This window comes from Cryobacterium sp. M23, assembly GCF_002929655.1.
Taxonomy (GTDB): Bacteria; Actinomycetota; Actinomycetes; order Actinomycetales; family Microbacteriaceae; genus Cryobacterium; species Cryobacterium sandaracinum.
In genome coordinates this window covers 18616-37994 of record NZ_PJJV01000046.1, presented here as the reverse complement: position 1 = coordinate 37994, position 19379 = coordinate 18616, and the positions used below count along the sequence as shown (strand labels likewise).

The window sequence follows — 19379 nt, the reverse complement described above, 5'->3', positions numbered from 1 at the left end:
GAGCCCGAGCCCGAGCCAACAATAACCCCTACCCCCACGCTCGAACCGGCACCGGCTCCAGCCCCCACCACGGAGCCGACGGGTGAGCCGACCCCGACACCAACACCCGCCACTCCCCCAGCGTCCGGCGAAGAGCCGTCCGCACCCACGGAGCCTGAACCGGCCGCCGAGCCGACTGCACAGGTACCGGCACCGGCACCGGCAGAGCTGACCGCGGATGCCGGATCAGCCTCAGCCGATCGAGCTGCAGCAGCAGTAGTAGCGCAGGCCGCCGCCTTCTCAGCCCAGCAAGCGGCCGCGGCCGCCCGCACGGCCGAGGCCCAGGCATCCGCCGCCCGGGCAGCAGCAGCAGACGCCCGAACGGCCGCCGCCGACACTCAGGCCGCCTACGACGCAGCGAAACTGGCCTACGCCGGGGCCAAGGCCGACTATGACGCCACTGTCGTGCAGGCCGATCTGGTGCGCGACCACGGCGCCGACGCCGCCGCCAGTGCCGAGGCATCCCGGCGGGCGCTGGCGACGCTCGTTCGCGCCACCCTGCAGCGATCGGGGCCCGAGGCCGTGGACGTGCTGCTCGCGGGCAGTAGCGACGGCAATGATTTGCTCGCCCGGCTCGCCACGCTCGAAAGCCTGGACCGGCTCACGAACAGCCTCGACGAGGTGCAGGCCCAGGTCGACGCCGACACGAAGCGTGAGAATGCGCTGCAGGACCAGGACGCCGCACTTCGGGCAGCGATCGAGGCCATCCCGCTCGCCGACACCCGCCTCGCCATGGAGGGCGCCCAGCAGGAGCTCGATGCGGCCTCCGCTAGGGTGGCCGATCTCGCGGCGAGCACGCCGGTCGCCCTGGTTCTGACACCGCTGCCCAACCTGGTTCCCGCGGCCGGCACCGACGACTTCGGCGGCCGGCTCCGAGGCCAGCCGAGCAGTGCGGGCTGGGCCGCGCCGGCGGTCGGCTCCCTGACGGATGCCTTCGGTCCCCGGCACGATAAACCGCTGCCTGAGGTGAACGACTTCCACGGCGGCACCGACATCGGCGCGGCGTGCGGGGCGGCCGTCTATGCGGCGAGCGCGGGGGTCGTGGCCACGGCAGCACCTCTGGGTACCTACGGCAACTGGATCCTGATCAACCACAGCAACGGTATCGCCACCGGCTACGCGCATCTCGCCGAGGGCCAGACCCTCGTGAGCGTCGGCGAGACGGTCATCGCTGGGCAGGTCATCGCGAGCGTCGGCAGCACCGGGGCCTCCACCGGCTGCCACCTGCACTTCGAGGTGCGAACGGACGGCACCGCCGTCGACCCGCGGCCGTTCCTGGTGCAGCGCGGTGTGCAGTTCGGCTGAGTGCCTCGTGAGCGCGCCAAACTGGGGATGCAGCGCGACCCGGGTCTTCGGCGGAGGATCCGGCGACGGCGTTTCCCTCCGGTCCCTGGCGGCCCTCATCGGTGAACACGGCGAAATCACCTACGGCACCTCCACCGGCAAAGACGGCCACCACTCCAGCTCCACCGACAACCGCAAGGTCAACACCCGCGATATCGCCGCCCTCGGCTCCCTCCCCGAATGGCGCGCCATCGTCTTCAGCTCCAAATGCCGACCCGTAATGGTCAACACCGTCTTCTGGTCCCTCGACACAACCCTCACCACCACCATCAACCGCGCCACGACCAGGACACCGGCCCCCGCGCCGGCACCGGTCGCGGTGCCCGACGACACCGCTGCAGCGGAGGTGGCAGCACATGGCGGAGCACGACGATTGCGACTCGACCGGGCATTGACGAGGACATGGTCGACGTCCGCCAAATGTTCCTCGACTGGCTCACCAGCCACCTCGCCACTGTCGAGGTCGTCGGAACTAAACCCACACCGTGGTGCGCCCAGTGGTGGCTCCACCCGGGAGAAGTCGCCCGGTTCAAGGCCCTCTGGCACGCCATCATTTAAGCCGACGCCAGCGTCATGGACGGCGACCCTGAGCAAGGACACCTCTACCGCCGCAAGGGCACAACCCCCAGGATCGTGCCCGCGTTGATGCCGCCTAACGGCGTGGAACTCTAGCGGGACGCACCGCAGCGACAGTCTCGATACTTAGGTTGTTGCACCCCTGAGATTCCGGGTCAGGTGCCCGATCATTTGTCGACGAGGGTGTTTTCGAAGCTATAGAAGTCGGGCGCGTAGCAGTGCTGCCCGAACTCGACTGCACGGCCGGAGTTCTCAAACGCTGTCCGCGTCATGGTCAACACCACTGCGCCCTTGGGCAGGAAAAGGAGCGCGCTCTCGGATGCGTTCGCTGCGATGCGCTGCTTCGCGACTGACATAGTCACGCCGCGCGAGCCGGGCGAATGCCTGGCCGACCCGTCCAGGTCCCGCAGGGAACCGCGGTCGTGGCTCGTGCGCCAGCGACCGGAAGGCCTGGGAGCTAATGGCCCCATCGATCCTTCGCGCATGCACCCCGGGCCGTGGAATCAAAGTCAGGGGCATCAGTTCCCCAGCACTGGCATCTGCCGTGTAAGTCGCAGCCCTTAGGATTCATGACACAGAAGTGCACAGCACCCGTACCACCGATCAGAGACGAAATATGAAACTCCTTGCTCCTTCACTTCGCCTGGCCATCGTGCTCCTCGGCATAGCGGCGATCGTGTCGACATTCTTCGACACAGCCACCCGCGCCACGATCAACCCCTTCAACTTTTTCGGGTTTTTCACGATGCAGAGCAACATCATTGTGGTCATCGTGCTGGCAGTCTCCGCCTTCGTTTCCTTCTCCGGGAGACACCAATCCCTACGTTTGGTATTAGCGCGCGGGTGTGCCACAACCTACATAGTGATCACCGGATTCGTTTACAACTTGCTGCTCGCCGGGCTCGAAGGAGGCGTCTCTCTGGCCTGGGCCAACACCGTGCTGCACGTCGTCCTGCCCCTCTACGCAGCCCTCGATTGGCTGATCTACAACGACCGCAGCCCACTCCGATGGAACGAACTATGGATTGCCCTCATCTACCCCATCGTGTGGATCATGGTCGTGCTCCTCCGCGGGGCAACCGACGGATGGGTGCCCTACCCCTTCTTGAACCCGGCACAGGGATACGGCATCGTCGCGCTCTATGCCCTTGCTATCGCTGTTGCCACCGTCATTTTCGCCGCCGTCATCTGGACCGTAAGTCGGTTGAACCCCCTTAGCAGCCCCGCGCTGGCAGAGATACGGTAGCCGAACCCCTTACGGTGTTCGGAACCGAGGCGTCCGGTGGCATGACCAATAGCCGTGCGTCGTAGGCTCCCTAACCGCTGATTTCGCCGAGGAGGAGGACCACTTCCTCTTGGGTGAGGCCTGATCGGCGCTCCATATCGAGTCCGCGTGTTCATTCGCCCGCGAGCAATTCTGCGGCGGGCAAGGCAGCATCGCTTGCGGGTAGCCACATCGGCATGGAGCGCGGACCAACCCAGTAGTTGACATTGTGTCCGGCCGACCAGTCGTCGTCGGCCGAGAGGAGTTGGCCAATATGGCCTGCGACTTCTGCGGTAGTCAGCAGAAATGTGGAAAGTTCGTGTTCGCTTCCACAGGCGTTGTCAATTCCGGTGAGGCGTCGGTGTCCGGCACTGATATCTTCTCGAATCACGACTCAACCGGTCAGGAGACAGCCCTAGACCGCAGCGAGTGCTATTGTCGCGATGACCTCAACCGGTATCGCACGTAGATTGCCTGGTCATAGTCAAGTTTCACCACATGTCACGAGCCTCGGCCTTTCAGCAGTGGAGATCCTATGTGCAGAACAATGTCAACGGACGCCAGCTATCGAAGCGGACCAGTGCAGTGACGCCGATGTCTGAGGCATCCGATCAGCAGACGCTGATGCTCAGCATGGCTTCCGGTAATCAGGCCGCGTTCGGCCTGATCTACGATCACTTAAGTGTCACGACGTTTGCGATCTGCAACCACCATTTAAAGACCCCGGCCGCGGTCGACGAGGCCATGCTCGGCCTGTGGCTGTACGTCTGGCAAAATGCGGCGATGCTGTCGGGGCTGGACGGGTCGCCTTGGTCCATCATTATTAGGACAGCGGAACACCACGCCGAGTTTCACGCTCAGACCGAGTGCCTGGCCCGAGAAACGGATACCACTCTGCTCGGATGAGTCCCGGTCCCCGGATGGCTCATCAGCACGCCAGTGACGACGACAACGTCGCATGTGAGTTCAATAATTTCGTCCCCGTCACTGCCCTTGACCGAGTCGTAGGCGCCGGTTACACACCGGTCAGATCAGACGGACGTCACCCCGGAAAGATCGCATCCGGGATCTTCGCGGCCTGGCCGAATCGGAGCGACCACTCATTTCGGAGCGCACCGTTACCGGGCTCGCAGTGGCGCGAGCGAGAGGCAGGACCGGTGGGCACCATTTCAAGATGACGCCGGGCCAAGATTCTCCAGGCCATAGCTGCGACGGGGCAGAGAAACGAAGGTGGGCGCCCTCCACAAGGAGCTCGGGATCAACCGTCACACGTTGTATCGACATGTTTAGCCTGCGGGGAAGTCGCTGTCCGAGGGGGCGAAGCCTCTCGAAGAAGTAGTTCACCCGGGGAATGCGGGCAGCGTCGAGGCGCACTTCGGAGTGTCGCTAAAGTCAAATACTGGCCGCGTCCTGAGGGTACGAGACATTTGCATCGCCGCCTGGTTTCGCTGGCTCCTATGGGCATCCAAAAAAATTTGCCGCCGCGCGCCGCTACTTAGTCACGGTCACTTGCTTGAGAAATCATTTGGGTCGAGTCCGGCAATTCGACGTGCATGGTCCTGGAGAGCTGCCTCGCTCATGGTGTAACCAATATTTGCGAATCGTTCACGCAACGCGTCGAGAACTTGGGGCTTGCTGTGGCCAGCGAGGTCTGCCTCCTCCTGTGCGAGAATCCCCGCGACCTTGTCGTCATCCGATTGAGAGTGCTGGGCCTCAATCGGTTCATTCTGGGTGCTGCCATTGCCATTCATGCTGATCCTCTAATCTCCGCGTTTTGTCGGTAACGGCGAACGATAAGCGTGACGGCGCGCCGCGCGATCCTCCGAGGAGTCTCTCGGTTCTGGCGCTGCCGTTCGGGCGCGATGATGCTCAACCTCGAAAGGCGTCTTTGATGTCTTCGCCCGCCTGCTTCAGGTCGGCTTTTGTTTGATCGGCCCTGCCTTCGGCTTGGAGTTTGTCGTTGTCCGTGGCATCACCCACCGCTTCTTTAGCCATACCGATGACTTTTTCTCCGTCATTCTTGAATTTGTCAGTGCCGCTCAAGTTTCATTCCTTTCGTTTCCACGACAATCATATGCACCAACTCGTTTGTACACACCTGCGGGGAGTGCGCCCGGGGGGGGCTAGCATGCGAAGCGCATTTACAGGAAAGCCATCTAGACCGCCAACGCTTGCGTTACCAAGGGCGGAACACGAATGAATACCGCCGATGTGTTGTGGATCGTCGCCGTGATCGTTGTTGTTTTGATGGTCGTCAGCTTGGTTTTCTACGTCGTGCGCCGTTGTGATCAGGAGCGCCGCAAGCGTGACAAGGCGGATATGCGCCGCGCAGATGCGATAGAGGGCAGACGTGGTCGAACTTGAAGCCCGTGAACACGCAGCACCTGGACCCCGTGCCCGCGCCCGGACAGCCCTCCGCGTGAACGCGGCTCTGAGGTCTATCGGGCTTGGGGAGATTCAAGTGCGGGTGAGGTCTGGGTCTCGCGGCCCGAGGTGATCCCTGGCACTCCAGTTGATGCCGATGCTGACTGGTTGGTTGGTCAGATTAGGCGGGTTGTCGTGGGCGGAAGTTCTGGTCGAACGGGGCCGTCCAGGGTTTCTCACAGAGCCAGTGCTCGGGCAGGTGCACTGTAGTGCGCCGCGGGGAGGAGAAGATCCAGGCGGGGACGCTGACCAGTTTCCGGGGGATCGGTGCGGTGGTCGCTCGTGCGAGACCATTTTCAGCGATCGTTGCGTCGGCGGGGCAGTCCCAAACGCCATGACGGGCAGGACGAGCCATGCTGCGTTGGCGCTGAACACGCCTAAATACAGGTGCGCCAAAACGTTGCTTGTGAGGTTTGTCGGCACCCCATCTCCATGTTCCACCGAGCCGGATTCACCGAAATCGTCGCACCTCCCGAACCCGCCCCATAATGAAACAGGCGCTCCTGCAGCGGCGCGCCTGGTGTACTCCGCACCTTTCTATTACGTCATACCTTCTTCAGTGGATCATTTCCCCAGTTCATCAGCGAGTATCGCCATCGTGAGTGCTCGATATCAGAATCCGGTCCCTGTGCCCTGTGCCGCTTCACGTAGCTGACCACCTTATGCATGTGTTCGACATCGGACGCAGTCAGATCGGCTTTCTTCGTTCCGAGAATTGTCACGATCCTGCGACCGGACTTGTGCCCGATGGACTCTCCGCTGCCATCGATTTTTTGTCCGACCTCCTTGGATTCGTCCGTGTCGAGCCACGATTTGATCTCACTGGCGGTCATCGTGACCGCGTCTTTCCAGTCATCCCAGATCTCATCGACATCGTTCTGCTTATCTGCCATACATCAATCATTGCGGTGATGATGCGCGGCAACAAGGGCCGTTCAGGCTTCGCGTGTGATCTCAACTTTCACGAAGTAGTGTCGACCCACACATTCAATTTCCGAACCCGTCTGCACGAATGTTGGCGAGTAGGGCTTGCGTCAATCCCTCAAACGGTTCGATCCGTTCGAGGACGAACTCTTTGCCCCCGATACCCAAAGTCGTGGCTCCGTACGAGATATGAGGTGAACGAGCGTTCCAACTATTCTCGACGCCGATCTCGCCTGCCGCTTTGCCGGATTCGTCCCGGTCGATATCGATCAGGGACACTGGCACCCACTGCGAATCTCCGTCAGCGACGCCAAACCACTGCCATTGCTCGTCCGGGTAATGGACACCGGAATCTAGGTTGAGCACGTAAGTCTGCGTCGGACGATTTAGGAGGGCGTGTGTGACTGGCTCTCCCAGTGGGTGCCTGCCCTTGCTGGCGGAGAGCCGAACTGCCGAGGATTTGCCGTCCAGGACGTGCAGCACGGCGCGTTGATGTTTGCTGTTCGCCGGGGCTGCAGGCGGGGCCTTCATAACCTCTGCCAACAAGTGATGCTGCCTCGCTTGCGTCGAATCGCTGTTTGATGCGGTGCGTGCATCTAGGGTGGACGGCATGGGGCGGATACGGGCATTTCGATGGATTGGCGCGGTCGGGATTCCGGTCGCTTTGTTGGGCGGATGCGCGTTTGCGTCCAATCCTGTTTCGTCGCCACCGATGCCCACCTCAAGCTCGCCGATTACATCCGCCCCCGCCGAAACGCCTGAGCTGAGCGAGTTCGAGCAGCAACTGCCTCTCAGCGGGGAGTTCGTCTCGCAGGCAGCAGAAACCACCGGCACCGTCGATATCCAGCGCCGGGAGGGCGGTTCGGTTTGGATCGTGCTCGAGAACTTCCGGACCGGAGACGAGACGGACCTTCGTCTGTACCTGAAGCAGGACGCACTGGTTCAGGATGCAGAGGGCCACTGGGGCTCCTCCGAGGACGGTTACGAGATTGCCTCGATTGATCCAGGAGCATCGACCCAGGAGATTGAGGTCCCCGGCGCGTGGGACATGCCGGCAATGTACACACTCACGGTCGGGGCCTATCTCCCGCCCGATTACCCGGCACTTGGCTCTGCCGCACTCGGCTGAAACCGACCCGCTGGAAGCGGCGCTGGATCTGATGCCGCGTGGAGTCATGCGGTGCCCGAATCGTCAGTCACGTGGCCGTGGGCTGGACAGCAGAAATTACTGAAGTGTCTCGTTACCTGAGCGTGAACGGGACGTTCGATGTCTCGGGCCGTGTTCGTTGGGAGGTCTTTGGTGAATTAGGCCATCCTGAATGCATGGCGCACAGAAACTGGTTGTCGATGTGGGTGGCTGTAGTGGTTCTGGCTTCCCTCAGCGCCTGTTCTTATGTTCCGCCGGTCGAGGCCGCGATCGAGCTCAGAAGGGCGGTGTTGGTCCCGTACCCGAGGCCGACTGTGTAAACGGTGGTGTCGCTTGCCGCGGCTCGAGTTCGAAGTCTGTGGTCATCGATTGATACACCGATGCTGAATGGTCGAAGTCCACAACAGCAGCCTGATCCCCGGTCCGCAGAGAATCGACGAAGGACTTCGAGGCCGTCTTGCGGGCCCCACCAGGGTCATTCCACGACATCGATCCCGAGGAGTCGAGTGTGAGGACTACGTCGATATTCGCTGACGCATTGCCTCCGCGTGGGGTCGCTATCTCGCTGGCCCAGATGGCGTCGAACTCGTCGACATCGACAATGACGAATTGTGAAGTCGGTGTCGCTGGACCAGCAGTCGCCAACGTCTGAGAGAAGCGCGAGCCCAAAACAGCTTCGCCTTCGGGGACCCCGGCTCCGCTATCGAGCTCGGCCCAGTCGGCCGGACGCGTCTGAGCGGAGCGTTGCGCCGAAATGATCCCGCCATCGGGGGTCTGAACTGTCGCGATTCCCCTCTCAAGGTCGACGGCCTGATCGGCCGGGAACTCGAATGTTTGGGTGTCATTGTTGAACCGGAGTACCGCCAGGTTGGCTCCCGGGTCCAGGTCCGCCGTGTCGAACGGGATCGTGAGTGTGCCCGGCTCCAGCGCCAGAGGGGCATCGATCTCGATCGGCGGGGCTCGCTCGCCCGGCGCTTCATTGAGCCGCTCGTCGTCAGAGACGCTTAGGCTCACGGACAGCACGGCCTTGCCGAGTCCGCGGGCTTCAAATGTTGCAGCGGATTCGACGGCAAGGACATTCTTCGCAAAGCTGTCGTCACCGTCAGCGATGCCGTTTTCGTTCGAGCGGCGGTCGTCAGGGCGACAGCGGGTCACACTACTCAGAGTCCCGTGAATTCGCAGAAGTGAGCTGTTCTAAACCTTCAGCCACCTGAGTCCACCGCAGGGCACTCGCTCACTGCTGGCGCAGGAGAGCAAGGAATTCGTCGGCCATTGCGAGCTGATCCCGCAGCCCCTGGCGCCGCTCCTCGGCCTGTGCGATGAAGGACTCCAGGTCTGACCTCACGGCGGCAATGTCGGCGCCCTCGATGGCGCCGTCCAGTGTGTCGATGGTCTTGAGGAGCGACATCATTTCTTCAAGCGAGAAGCCCAGCGGCTTCATGCGCCGGATCAGGATCAACCGGGCCAGGTCTTCGTCCGTGTAGAGGCGGAAGCCGCCATCGGTCCGGCCTGAGGCCCTGAGCAAACCGATTTCGTCGTAGTGGCGGATGGTTCGCAGTGACAGTCCGGTGCGTTCGGCCAGTTCGCCGATATGCATAGTTGCCGTTGGCTCAGTCGGTGACATGGCGGGACCTCTCATGCGTGGACTCGAACATAACCCTAACGTTAGGGTAGAGTTATTATCGTCGGCTGACAATGTATGACAGCCCACCATCCATCCTCGCCGTATCGGCGGATGATTGTGCGCACCGGGCGCACCCCTTCCCCTTCCCCTATTCTGGCCCGCCACCGCGAGCCCCGTCCCTGGAGGCCCCATGGCACTCGCCCAAAAATCCCCCACGCCCGACCGTTACAAAGCCGAACCATCGGTGATGACAGCACTTCGAACTCCGCGGCTCCTCACCCGAGAAGTTCTCGCCGGCCTCGTCGTCGCGATGGCGCTGATCCCGGAAGCGATCTCGTTCTCCATCATCGCTGGCGTCGACCCACGGGTTGGACTGTTTTCGTCCTTCGTGATGGCCGTATCCATTGCGTTCCTCGGCGGCCGCCCCGCGATGATCACCGCCGCAACGGGAGCCATCGCCCTAGTGATCGCCCCGGTAGCACGCGAGTACGGCATGGATTATTTCATCGCCACGGTCATCCTGGCCGGGCTCCTGCAGGTGATCCTGGGCGTGCTGGGTGTGGCCAAGCTCATGCGTTTCATCCCGCGCAGCGTCATGGTCGGATTCGTGAACGCCTTGGCCATCCTCATCTTCATCGCACAGTTGCCGCAACTGCTCGGGGTGCCGCTCATGGTGTACCCGCTGGTGGCGATCGGGATCATCATCATGGTCGTCATGCCCCGGTTCACCAAAATTATCCCCGCCCCGTTGGTCGCCATCGTGGTGCTGACCATCGCAACCGTCACCATCGCAATCAACGTGCCCACCGTCGGCGACCAGGGCGAACTGCCCAAGAGCCTCCCCGAACTCTTCATCCCAAACGTTCCCCCCAACGCAGAGACGCTCACGATCATCGCCCCCTACGCGCTGGCCATGGCCATGGTCGGCATCCTCGAGTCCCTCATGACGGCCAAACTCGTCGACGAGGTCACCGACACCCACTCCCACAAGACCCGCGAAACCTGGGGTCAAGGCGTCTCCAACATGCTCTCCGGCTTCTTCGGCGGCATGGGCGGGTGCGCCATGATCGGCCAGACCATGATCAATGTGAAGGCCTCCGGCGCCCGAACCCGCATCTCCACGTTCCTTGCCGGCGTATTCCTGCTGATACTGGTCGTCGCTCTCGGCGATGTCGTCGCCATCATCCCCATGGCTGCCCTGGTGGCCGTGATGATCATCGTCTCGGTGCTGACCTTCGACTGGCACAGCATCCGTCTGTCCACACTTCAGAGGATGCCAAAAAGCGAAACTACGGTCATGGTCGCCACAGTTGCCGTGGTCGTAATTACCCACAACCTCGCCATCGGCGTAGTCGTCGGGGTTCTCGTGGCAATGGTCGCCTTCGCCCGCCGGGTGGCGCACCTCGTAGACGTTGAACGCAGCTTGTCCAATGATGAGTCTGTCCCGACTGCGTACTACACCGTGACCGGCGCGCTCTTTTTCGCGTCAAGCAACGACCTCACCACCCAGTTCGAGTACGCAGAAGACCCGGACCGCATCGTCATCGACATGGCCGCCTCCCACATCTGGGACGCCTCCACCGTCGCAGCCCTCGACTCCATCACGAACAAATATGGACGTCTCGGCAAACGCGCCGTGATCGTGGGTATGAACGATGCCAGCACTAATATCCACGCCCGCCTCGCCGGCAACCTCGGCGGAGGTCACTGACCCCACCGGCTGAGCAGCATCCGTCGTCGACTCCCCGCCGCGGCGTAGACAAGTTCGCGGGAGGTCGAGGAGTCGGCGAGGACGTGGGCGGTGTCCGCGGTCATGCCCTGGACCCGGTGAATGGGAACGGGCCCCCCACCCGCCTCTTGCCATAGAGTGGCACTTGAGTTTTACTGAATGACATCAGCATCCGCACGAGAACCGGGAGAGCACTCATGGCCGAGTCGTCCACCCGCACCGTGGAACGAGCCCTCGACCTCCTCGCCGTGATCTGCGACGCCGACGGGCTCACGCTCTCGGAGAGCTCACGTGCCGTCGCCCTCGCACCGAGCACCGCCCTGCGCCTGCTGCGCACGCTCGAGACCCGCGGCTTCGTGCACAAGACCGACGACGGCACCTACCTGCCGGGCAGCCGCATTATCCAGCTCGGCGCGCAGTCGCTCAGCAGCGAGTCGCTGGTCACCCTCTCCCGCCCGGCCATGGAGCGGCTCGTCGCCGAGACCGGCGAGTCCGTCTACCTCAGCGTCGAGGGCCACAACGCCACCGGGCTCTACATCGCCATCGTCGAGGGCACCCACTCGGTGCGGCACACGAGCTGGGTCGGCCGCACCGTGCCGCTCGAACGCTCCGCAGCCGGGCAGGTGCTCACCGGGCATACCCCGGAGACCGGCTACGTGGTCGTCGAACGCGGCGTCGAAACGGATGTCACGGCCCTGGCCGCGCCGATCCGTTCGGAGGCCAGAACAATCGCCGCCCTGAGCCTGGTCATCCCGAGCTACCGGGTGGAGGCCGCGGACATCCGTCGCTACGGCCCGCTGCTGGCCCAGGCTGCCGGGCACGTGTCCGCCGGTCTCAGCCGTGCCGTCCCCAACCTCCCTACGGACTGATCGACCCCGAATCGCCCGAACCCCCGAACCCCCTAGGAGACAGTGATGTCCGAATCCCGCCCCGTGCGCGCCGCCCGCGGCACCAAGTTGACCGCGAAGAGCTGGCAGACCGAGGGCCCGCTGCGGATGCTGATGAACAATCTCGACCCCGAGGTGGCCGAGCACCCGGAGAACCTGGTGGTCTACGGCGGCACGGGCAAGGCCGCCCGCAACTGGGAGGCCTACGACGCCATCGTTCGCACGCTCACCACGCTGGAAAAGGACGAGACGCTGCTGGTGCAGTCCGGCAAGCCGGTCGGCGTGTTCCGCACGCACGAGTGGGCGCCGCGGGTGCTGATCGCCAACTCCAACCTGGTCGGCGATTGGGCGACCTGGCCGGAGTTCCGCCGCCTCGAGGCCCTCGGCCTGACGATGTACGGCCAGATGACGGCGGGTTCGTGGATCTACATCGGCACCCAGGGCATCCTGCAGGGCACGTATGAGACCTTCGCCGCCGTGGCCGCGAAGATCGCCGCCCGTGAGGACGGGCCTCACAAACACAGTGGTGGCACCCTGGCCGGCACGCTCACCCTCACCGGTGGGGCCGGCGGCATGGGCGGCGCGCAACCGCTGGCCGTGACCATGAACGGCGGCGCCGTGTTGATCGTCGACGTGGACGAGTCCCGGCTACTGCGCCGGGTCGAGCATGGCTATCTCGACGAACTGGCACCCGCCCTCGACGACGCCATCGCCCGGGTACTCGCGGCGAAGAACGAGAAGCGCGCCCTCTCGGTGGGCGTGGTCGGCAACGCGGCGACCGTGTTCGCCGAGCTGCTGGAGCGGCGGGTGCCGATCGACATCGTCACCGACCAGACCAGCGCGCACGACCCGCTGGCCTACCTGCCGGAGGGTGTCACTGCGGAGGAGTGGCACGACTACGCGGCCGCGAAGCCCGAGGAGTTCACCGAGCGCGCCCGGGCATCCATGGCCAAACAGGTCACCGCAATGGTGGGCTTCCAGGATGCCGGTGCCGAGGTCTTCGACTACGGCAACTCGATCCGGGCGGAGGCGGAGCTCGGCGGCTGCGCGCGGGCGTTCGATTTTCCCGGGTTCGTGCCCGCATACATCCGCCCGCTGTTCGCCGAGGGCAAAGGCCCGTTCCGCTGGGTGGCGCTCTCGGGCGACCCGGCCGACATCGCGGCCACCGACCGGGCCATCGTGGAGCTGTTCCCCGAGGACGAGCACCTGCGCCGCTGGATCACGAAGGCGCAGAACACCGTGCACTTCGAGGGCCTGCCCGCCCGGATCTGCTGGCTCGGCTACCAGGAACGGCACCGGGCCGGCCTGAAGTTCAACGAGATGGTGGCGTCGGGCGAGCTGAGCGCGCCGATCGTGATCGGCCGCGACCACCTCGACTCCGGCTCGGTCGCCTCGCCCTACCGGGAGACCGAGGCCATGCTGGACGGGTCGGATGCGATCGCCGACTGGCCGCTGCTGAACGCGCTGCTGAACACGGCGTCGGGGGCCACATGGGTGTCGATCCACCACGGCGGCGGCGTCGGGATCGGCCGCAGCATCCACGCCGGCCAGGTGATCGTGGCCGACGGCACCCCCCTGGCCGCCGAGAAGATCGCCCGGGTGCTCACCAACGACCCCGGCACCGGCGTGATGCGGCACGTCGACGCCGGGTATCAGCGGGCCGCGGAGGTGGCCCGGGAGCGCGGCCTGCGCGTGCCGATGTGGGAGTCGGAGTGAGTGCGGTGTGCGCATGAGCGAGCTCGCCCACGGAATGCTCGCCGGACTTGCCGAGATCGCCGACACCGGGCGGGACTCCCGCCGCGGCGGCTACTCCCGGCACCTCTGGCAGGGTGCCGACCTCGAGCTGCGGACCTGGTTCGCCCTGCGCGCCGAGCGCCTCGGGCTCAGCGTCGAGACCGACCGTAACGGCAACGTCTGGGCCTGGTGGGGAGAGCCGGGGCCGGATGCCGTGGTCACGGGCAGCCACCTGGATTCCGTTCCCGGCGGCGGCGCCTACGACGGCCCCCTCGGCGTGGTCAGTGCGCTCGAGGCCGTGGCGCGGCTGCGGGCATCCGGGTTCACGCCGTCCCGCCCCTGCGCTGTGCTCGTCTGCGCCGAGGAGGAGGGCTCCCGATTCGGGATCGCCTGCCTGGGTTCTCGGCTGCTGACCGGCGGCATCGACGCCGACCGGGCCCGCGCGCTCATCGACGCCGACGGGATCACCCTGGCCCAGGCTGCCCGCCGCGCCGGGCTCGACCCTGCGCACCTCGGCGTTGACCGGGACGCCCTGGCCCGAATCGGCCTCTTCATCGAGCTGCACGTGGAGCAGGGCCGCGGCCTGGTCGATCTCGGCCGGCCCGTGGCGGTGGCGTCGTCGATCCTCGCGCACGGGCGCTGGCGCCTCACCGTGACCGGCCAGGGCAACCACGCCGGCGCCACCCCGATGGAAGACCGCCGCGACCCGCTCGTGGCCGCTGCCCGCGCGATCGTCGCCGTGCAGGATGCCGCCGGGGGCCACCCCGGCGCGCGCGCCACGGTCGGCCGCCTGGAGGTGGTGCCGGGCGGGACCAACGTGATCGCGTCATCCGTGCACGCCTGGCTCGACGCCCGCGCGCCCACCGACGCCGAGACCCGCGACCTGGTCGCCGCAATCGAGGCGGCCGTCGGCGAGGCCGCCCTGGTGAACGGATGCTCCGTGGCCGTCACCGAGGAGTCCTGGACCGGAACGGTGACGTTCGACCCCGAGCTCGTGGGACGATTCCGGTCGGTGCTCGGCGGTGACGCCCTCGTTCCGGCCCTGCCGACGGGCGCCGGGCACGATGCAGGCGTGCTCGCAGCGAGTGTGCCGAGCGCCATGCTCTTCGTGCGCAATCCCACCGGCGTCTCGCACTCCCCCGAGGAATTCGCCGAGGTGGGCGACTGCGTCGCCGGGATCGACGCCCTGGAGACCCTGCTGCGGAGCCTGCTGTGAGCGCGCGCGGGGTCGAGGCTGGGGCTGGGGCTGGACAGTCGAGGACACCGGTGGCCGCCTACTGGTGCGAGCTGGCGCTGGTCGACGGGGCTGCCCTGCCCGGCGTGCGGCTGGAGGTGGGCACGGACGGGCGCCTTCAGGCCGTCACACCGCGCTCCGAGCCGCGGCCCGGCGACGTGCGGCTCGGCACCGTGCTGCCGGGGCTGGCCAACGCGCACTCGCACGCCTTCCACCGGGCGTTGCGGGGCCGCACCCACGACGCCGGCGGCGACTTCTGGCAGTGGCGGGAGGCCATGTACCAGGTGGCCGCCGGCCTCGACCCCAAGCGGTACTTCCTGCTGGCACGGGCGGTGTTCGCCGAGATGCTGGCCTCCGGTTTCACGGCAGTCGGCGAGTTCCACTATCTGCATCACCGGCCGGGCGGCTCCCGCTACCCCGCCGAACACGCCATGGAACTGGCGTTGGCGGCCGCGGCACGGGAGGTGGGCATCCGTCTGGTGCTGCTCGACACGCTCTACCTCGACGGCGGGATCGGGATGCCCCTCACCCCCGCGCAACGCGCCTTCGGCGACGGATCGGCGGCTGTCTGGCTGGCCCGGTGGCACTCGCTGCGCGCGGCGCTCGGCCGTGCTGCCACGGCCGATGACGGCGACGGCTCCCCGGCTGACAGCCAGGCCGACATCCAGGCCGACACGGATGCCCGCGTCACCCTGGGCGCGGCGATCCATTCGGTGCGGGCGGTGTCCCCGACCGCGATCCGGGAGGCGCTCGCCGGGCTGCCCGATGCCGTTCCACTGCACATCCACCTGTCGGAGCAGCCTCAGGAGAACGCGGACTGCCGGGCCGCCTACGGCCGGACCCCAACCGAGGTGCTGGCCGGGATCGGGGCGCTCGCTCCGCGGCTGAGCGTCGTGCACGCCACGCACCTCACCGACGAGGATGTGGCGCTGATCGGGACATCCGGGGCCTCGGTTGTGATGTGCCCGACCACGGAAGCCGACCTCGGCGACGGGATCGGGCCGGCCCTGGCGTTGCAGCGGGCCGGCGCGCGGATAGCCCTCGGCTCGGACCAGAACGCCGTCATCGACCCGCTGCTCGAGATGCGCGGCCTGGAGGCCGGCGAGCGCCTGGCATCGGGCCGGCGCGGCCGGTTCACGCCCGCCGAACTGCTCGTGGCCGCTTCGGACCACGGCTATGCCGCGCTCGGACTCGGGCGGCAGCGCCTCATCCCCGGTGACCTGTGCGACCTCGTGGAGGTGGCGAGCGACAGCATCCGCACAGCCGGATCGTTGCCGGAGCAGCTGCCGCTGACCGCGACGGCCGCCGACGTGCGCCGGGTGATCGTGGGCGGACGCGTCGTCGCCGACTCCGGGGTGCTGGTGGGTGGCGCGGGCGGGCCTGGCGGGCGCCCGTCGAGCACGCTGCAACCCGGGCTGCGACCCGAGCTGCGACCCGAGATCCTGCTGCGCGACGCCCTCGCCGCGCTCGACGGCACCGCCGCCCTCGCGTCAGGAGAACGACCATGACCCCCGAACCGACCGAGCTGATCACCGGTATCCGGGAACTGACCACGCAGGCGGACGGCGCCCCGCGCCTCGCCGACGCCGCCCTCGTGATCGAGGGCGGCCGCATCGCGTGGATCGGCCCGGCGTCCGCGGCACCGGCCGCCGATGTCCGCACGGATGCCGGCGGCCGGGCCGCTCTGCCCGGCTGGGTCGACAGCCACACCCACCTGGTGTTCGCGGGCGACCGGGCCGCGGAATTCGAGGCCCGGATGGGCGGGCAGCCCTACGCGGCGGGGGGAATCCTGACCACCGTGGCTGCCACTCGCGCCGCAACCGAGGCGCAGCTCACGGCCGCGGCGGCCCGGCTGCGGCGAGAGGCGGAGGCGCAGGGCACCACGTTCCTCGAGAGCAAGACCGGCTACGGCCTCGACCTGGCGAGCGAGGTGCGGTCGGCTCGGGTGGCGGCATCCGTCGCCGATGTCGTCACATTCCTCGGCGCGCATATCGTGCCGCCGGGCATCGACCGGCGCGACTACCTGGACCTGGTCACCGGGCCGATGCTCGCCTTGGTGGCTCCGCACGCACAGTTCGTCGACGTGTTCTGCGAGGTCGGGGCGTTCGATGTGGCGGAGAGCCGGGAGGTGCTGCTGGCCGGCCGCGCCGCCGGCCTCGGCCTGCGTCTGCACGGCAACCAGCTGGGATTCAGCGGCGGGGTGCGCCTCGCGGTGGAGCTCGGCGCGGCGAGCGTCGACCACTGCAACCACCTCGAGCCGGCGGACCTCGACGCCCTCGCCGCCTCAGCCACCGTGGCCACCCTACTGCCCGCCTGCGACCTCTCCACGCGGCAGCCGTTCCCGCCGGCCCGGCGGCTGCTCGACGCCGGCGCGAGCATCGCCCTGGCCACCAACTGCAATCCGGGCAGCTCCTACACGACGTCGATGGCGTTCTGCGTGGCCACCGCGGTGCTGCAAATGGGTCTGACGATCGAGGAGGCGGTGTGGGCGGCGACCCGCGGCGGAGCCCGGGCTCTCGGCCGCGACACGGGAACGGACGCGGTCGGAGTCCTGCGCGTGGGCGGGCGGGCCGACCTGCAGGTGCTTGACGCGCCATCCGTCGCTCATCTCGCCTACCGCCCCGGCGTGCCGCTGACCTGGGCGGTCTGGCGGCAGGGTGTGCGGGCCGGCCGCCGCGGCCCATCACCGCTCCCGGCCTGACCGAGGGATTCCCGCCTCGCGCCCTCACTGTCCCCTCTCCCGCGCCGTCCCCTCCAACCCACCCCGCCCCGTCGTGCATGACTCCTGCACATTGCTCAATCACTCATCGGGCACCCCCCGGAATTCCGCGGATGTCCGCGCATGTCCGGCGCCGGTCTCGAGAAATCGCGGGAGTTATGCACGCGAGGCACCGAAGACCACCTCCCGGGCCAAGACACTCCGTCGCCGGACAGCCAGCCGACGTCCAGGCAGGTCGCCGGCCGGGCAGGAGCCCGCCCGCCCATGGCCAACTCAGGAGAATCGCCGGCTTCGTCACCGCGCCCTCTGCAATTCCGCGGCACCGCGACCCGATGAGCAGCCGACTCGCCGGATCTCCTGAGTTAGCCACACGCCGGAGGAGCCGAAGCAGCGGCGCGGCCCGGGTGGCGTCCCCGAACGGCTTTATAATGACCGGCATGGACGTTTATACCTGGCTCAACCTGGCGCTCGTGCTGCTGTTCGTGCTCATCGGCGGCGTGTTCGCAGCGACCGAATTGGCGTTGGTGTCCCTGCGCGAGAGCCAGCTGCACGCGCTGGAACGCGAAAGCACCCGTGGCAAAACGGTCGCCCACCTGGCCCGGGACCCGAACCGGTTTCTGGCGGCCGTGCAGATCGGCGTCACCGTCGCCGGGTTCCTGTCCGCCGCCTACGGTGCCTCCACGCTGGCGCCCGACCTCGCCCCGCTGCTGGTGGGACTCGGGCTGTCGAAAGGGGCCGCGGACACGCTTGCCCTGGTCGGTCTGACGCTCCTCGTCGCCTACCTCTCCCTGGTGTTGGGGGAACTCGTGCCGAAGCGATTCGCGCTGCAGAAGGCCAGCAGCTTCGCGCTCGCGCTCGCGCCGCCGCTCCAGGTCTTCGCGACCCTGATGCGCCCCGTGATCTGGCTGCTGTCCGTCTCGACGAACGCCGTTGTGCGGCTCCTGGGCGGAGACCCGCACGCCCGGAGCGAGCTCGTGTCTGATGAGGAGTTGCGCGACCTCGTCGACGCACACGAGGGCCTCGAGGTCGAGGAACGGCACATCCTGAGTGAAGTGCTCGACGCCACCAACCGGCTGGTCAAGGAGGTGATGCGCCATCGCGGAGACGTCGACTTCCTGGTCGGCACGCAGACGATCCCCGCCGCCCTGGAGGAGATCCGGTCGCTGCCGCACTCGCGCTACCCGGTGATCGGCCGCTCAATCGACGAGGTGCTGGGCTTCGTACACGTGCGCGATCTCCTGGACCCCGACGCCCACCCCGGCGCGACGACCGTAGCCGAGGTGGTGCGGGCCATCGTCTTCCTTCCCGGCACCAATCGCATCCTGCCGGCCATGACCCAGCTGCGCCGTGCCGGCGTGCACATCGCGATCGTCGTCGACGAATACGGCGGCACCGACGGTATCGTGACTCTCGAGGATCTCGTTGAGGAGCTCGTGGGTGAGATCCACGACGAGTACGACCTGCCTGTGCCCGAGGGACACTCCGACGAGAACGGCCAGGCCCGGCTGGCGGATGGCGGCCTGAATATCGAAGACTTCACGGATGCCACAGGAGTCGAACTCGAGGACGGCCCCTACGAGACCGCGGCCGGCTTCGTGACGTACCGGCTCGGACGCATGCCCCAGGTGGGCGACACCGTCTCGGCCGGGGACTACCAGTTGCGGGTCGCCGCTCTCGACGGGCTGCGCGTCAGCGTCATCGAGGTCGGTGCCGGCTGAGCGAGGACTCCGCGTA

Annotated in this window: 21 protein-coding genes; 13 read left to right on the top strand and 8 right to left on the bottom strand. The window is 66.4% G+C overall.

Annotated features, from left to right (window positions below):
* Together CXY82_RS02165 and CXY82_RS17205 are read left to right on the top strand one after the other, a co-directional pair.
* The coding region (locus CXY82_RS02165) for a M23 family metallopeptidase (protein WP_146069025.1) at positions 1-1344 on the top strand (1344 nt) is incomplete at its 5' end.
* Positions 1345-1785: 441 nt separating this feature from the next.
* Positions 1786-1941: a DUF4913 domain-containing protein gene (locus CXY82_RS17205; protein ID WP_158252111.1), complete on the top strand. Its 156-nt coding sequence runs from the start codon at positions 1786-1788 to the stop codon at positions 1939-1941.
* A 185-nt stretch (positions 1942-2126) separates the two neighbouring features.
* On the opposite strand, the gene CXY82_RS17780 is transcribed toward CXY82_RS17205, so the two are convergent.
* Positions 2127-2315 carry a UTRA domain-containing protein gene (locus CXY82_RS17780; RefSeq protein WP_233199149.1) on the bottom strand — a complete coding sequence of 63 codons (189 nt, stop codon included), beginning with the start codon at positions 2313-2315 and terminating at the stop codon, positions 2127-2129.
* 260 nt (positions 2316-2575) lie between these two features.
* Between CXY82_RS17780 and CXY82_RS02150 the strand changes: the two genes are divergently transcribed.
* Positions 2576-3205, top strand: coding sequence for a Pr6Pr family membrane protein (locus CXY82_RS02150; protein ID WP_104169480.1), 630 nt, complete (start codon positions 2576-2578; stop codon positions 3203-3205).
* A 151-nt stretch (positions 3206-3356) separates the two neighbouring features.
* On the opposite strand, the gene CXY82_RS16930 is transcribed toward CXY82_RS02150, so the two are convergent.
* Positions 3357-3614, bottom strand: a complete 258-nt coding sequence (locus CXY82_RS16930; protein WP_134543093.1) for a hypothetical protein — start codon at positions 3612-3614, stop codon at positions 3357-3359.
* A 146-nt stretch (positions 3615-3760) separates the two neighbouring features.
* On the opposite strand from CXY82_RS16930, the gene CXY82_RS02145 reads away from it, so the two are divergent.
* Positions 3761-4129: a hypothetical protein gene (locus tag CXY82_RS02145; protein WP_134543092.1), complete on the top strand. Its 369-nt coding sequence runs from the start codon at positions 3761-3763 to the stop codon at positions 4127-4129.
* 599 nt (positions 4130-4728) lie between these two features.
* Here the strand turns inward: CXY82_RS02145 and CXY82_RS16920 are convergent.
* Positions 4729-4974, bottom strand: a complete 246-nt coding sequence (locus CXY82_RS16920; RefSeq protein ID WP_146069023.1) for a hypothetical protein — start codon at positions 4972-4974, stop codon at positions 4729-4731.
* A 118-nt stretch (positions 4975-5092) separates the two neighbouring features.
* Complete coding sequence (locus tag CXY82_RS02130; protein WP_104169477.1) at positions 5093-5266, bottom strand: CsbD family protein; 174 nt, start codon at positions 5264-5266, stop codon at positions 5093-5095.
* Positions 5267-5419: 153 nt separating this feature from the next.
* Here CXY82_RS02130 and CXY82_RS17200 point away from each other — a divergent pair, with 153 nt between their 5' ends.
* Complete coding sequence (locus tag CXY82_RS17200) at positions 5420-5587, top strand: hypothetical protein (RefSeq protein WP_158252110.1); 168 nt, start codon at positions 5420-5422, stop codon at positions 5585-5587.
* A gap of 605 nt (positions 5588-6192) precedes the next feature.
* On the opposite strand, the gene CXY82_RS02125 is transcribed toward CXY82_RS17200, so the two are convergent.
* Together CXY82_RS02125 and CXY82_RS16915 are read right to left on the bottom strand one after the other, a co-directional pair.
* The gene (locus CXY82_RS02125; protein WP_104102610.1) at positions 6193-6540 is read right to left on the bottom strand and encodes a DUF3140 domain-containing protein; all 348 of its coding nucleotides are present in this window, start codon (positions 6538-6540) and stop codon (positions 6193-6195) included.
* A 94-nt stretch (positions 6541-6634) separates the two neighbouring features.
* The gene (locus CXY82_RS16915) at positions 6635-7291 is read right to left on the bottom strand and encodes a hypothetical protein (protein WP_146069022.1); all 657 of its coding nucleotides are present in this window, start codon (positions 7289-7291) and stop codon (positions 6635-6637) included.
* On the opposite strand from CXY82_RS16915, the gene CXY82_RS02115 reads away from it, so the two are divergent.
* Positions 7284-7700, top strand: a complete 417-nt coding sequence (locus CXY82_RS02115; RefSeq protein WP_104169475.1) for a hypothetical protein — start codon at positions 7284-7286, stop codon at positions 7698-7700. The genes CXY82_RS16915 and CXY82_RS02115 overlap by 8 nt on opposite strands.
* A 294-nt stretch (positions 7701-7994) precedes the next feature.
* Here the strand turns inward: CXY82_RS02115 and CXY82_RS02110 are convergent, their stop codons facing one another.
* Positions 7995-8873: a VWA domain-containing protein gene (locus tag CXY82_RS02110; protein WP_104169474.1), complete on the bottom strand. Its 879-nt coding sequence runs from the start codon at positions 8871-8873 to the stop codon at positions 7995-7997.
* Between the two features lie 79 nt (positions 8874-8952).
* Entirely contained in the window at positions 8953-9315 is a 363-nt protein-coding gene (locus tag CXY82_RS02105; RefSeq protein ID WP_233191505.1) for a MerR family transcriptional regulator, read from the bottom strand.
* Between the two features lie 217 nt (positions 9316-9532).
* Here CXY82_RS02105 and CXY82_RS02100 point away from each other — a divergent pair, with 217 nt between their 5' ends.
* From CXY82_RS02100 to CXY82_RS02070, 7 genes are all read left to right on the top strand, one after another.
* Positions 9533-11053: a SulP family inorganic anion transporter gene (locus tag CXY82_RS02100; protein ID WP_104169473.1), complete on the top strand. Its 1521-nt coding sequence runs from the start codon at positions 9533-9535 to the stop codon at positions 11051-11053.
* Between the two features lie 215 nt (positions 11054-11268).
* A complete protein-coding gene (locus CXY82_RS02095) occupies positions 11269-11940 on the top strand; it encodes an IclR family transcriptional regulator (protein WP_104169472.1) in 672 nt (223 codons plus the stop codon).
* A gap of 45 nt (positions 11941-11985) precedes the next feature.
* Complete coding sequence (hutU, locus tag CXY82_RS02090; protein WP_104169471.1) at positions 11986-13674, top strand: urocanate hydratase; 1689 nt, start codon at positions 11986-11988, stop codon at positions 13672-13674.
* A 13-nt stretch (positions 13675-13687) separates the two neighbouring features.
* Positions 13688-14908 carry an allantoate amidohydrolase gene (locus CXY82_RS02085; RefSeq protein ID WP_199180855.1) on the top strand — a complete coding sequence of 407 codons (1221 nt, stop codon included), beginning with the start codon at positions 13688-13690 and terminating at the stop codon, positions 14906-14908.
* Positions 14909-14958: 50 nt separating this feature from the next.
* Complete coding sequence (locus tag CXY82_RS02080) at positions 14959-16434, top strand: formimidoylglutamate deiminase (protein WP_104169470.1); 1476 nt, start codon at positions 14959-14961, stop codon at positions 16432-16434.
* A complete protein-coding gene (gene hutI, locus CXY82_RS02075) occupies positions 16431-17627 on the top strand; it encodes an imidazolonepropionase (RefSeq protein WP_104169469.1) in 1197 nt (398 codons plus the stop codon). The genes CXY82_RS02080 and hutI overlap by 4 nt, the downstream gene beginning before the upstream one ends.
* A 455-nt stretch (positions 17628-18082) precedes the next feature.
* A complete protein-coding gene (locus tag CXY82_RS02070) occupies positions 18083-19363 on the top strand; it encodes a hemolysin family protein (RefSeq protein ID WP_104169487.1) in 1281 nt (426 codons plus the stop codon).
* Positions 19364-19379 lie beyond the last annotated feature (16 nt).

Excerpts from the sequence above, each read along its gene's own strand:
- CXY82_RS17205 (WP_158252111.1), top strand. The coding sequence starts at position 1,786 with ATGGTCGACGTCCGCCAAATGTTCCTCGACTGGCTCACCAGCCACCTC.
- CXY82_RS17780 (WP_233199149.1), bottom strand. The coding sequence starts at position 2,315 with ATGTCAGTCGCGAAGCAGCGCATCGCAGCGAACGCATCCGAGAGCGCG.
- CXY82_RS02150 (WP_104169480.1), top strand. The coding sequence starts at position 2,576 with ATGAAACTCCTTGCTCCTTCACTTCGCCTGGCCATCGTGCTCCTCGGC.
- CXY82_RS16920 (WP_146069023.1), bottom strand. The coding sequence starts at position 4,974 with ATGAATGGCAATGGCAGCACCCAGAATGAACCGATTGAGGCCCAGCAC.
- CXY82_RS17200 (WP_158252110.1), top strand. The coding sequence starts at position 5,420 with ATGAATACCGCCGATGTGTTGTGGATCGTCGCCGTGATCGTTGTTGTT.
- CXY82_RS02125 (WP_104102610.1), bottom strand. The coding sequence starts at position 6,540 with ATGGCAGATAAGCAGAACGATGTCGATGAGATCTGGGATGACTGGAAA.
- CXY82_RS02115 (WP_104169475.1), top strand. The coding sequence starts at position 7,284 with ATGCCCACCTCAAGCTCGCCGATTACATCCGCCCCCGCCGAAACGCCT.
- CXY82_RS02105 (WP_233191505.1), bottom strand. The coding sequence starts at position 9,315 with ATGCATATCGGCGAACTGGCCGAACGCACCGGACTGTCACTGCGAACC.
- CXY82_RS02100 (WP_104169473.1), top strand. The coding sequence starts at position 9,533 with ATGGCACTCGCCCAAAAATCCCCCACGCCCGACCGTTACAAAGCCGAA.
- CXY82_RS02095 (WP_104169472.1), top strand. The coding sequence starts at position 11,269 with ATGGCCGAGTCGTCCACCCGCACCGTGGAACGAGCCCTCGACCTCCTC.
- hutU (WP_104169471.1), top strand. The coding sequence starts at position 11,986 with ATGTCCGAATCCCGCCCCGTGCGCGCCGCCCGCGGCACCAAGTTGACC.
- CXY82_RS02085 (WP_199180855.1), top strand. The coding sequence starts at position 13,688 with ATGAGCGAGCTCGCCCACGGAATGCTCGCCGGACTTGCCGAGATCGCC.
- hutI (WP_104169469.1), top strand. The coding sequence starts at position 16,431 with ATGACCCCCGAACCGACCGAGCTGATCACCGGTATCCGGGAACTGACC.
- CXY82_RS02070 (WP_104169487.1), top strand. The coding sequence starts at position 18,083 with ATGGACGTTTATACCTGGCTCAACCTGGCGCTCGTGCTGCTGTTCGTG.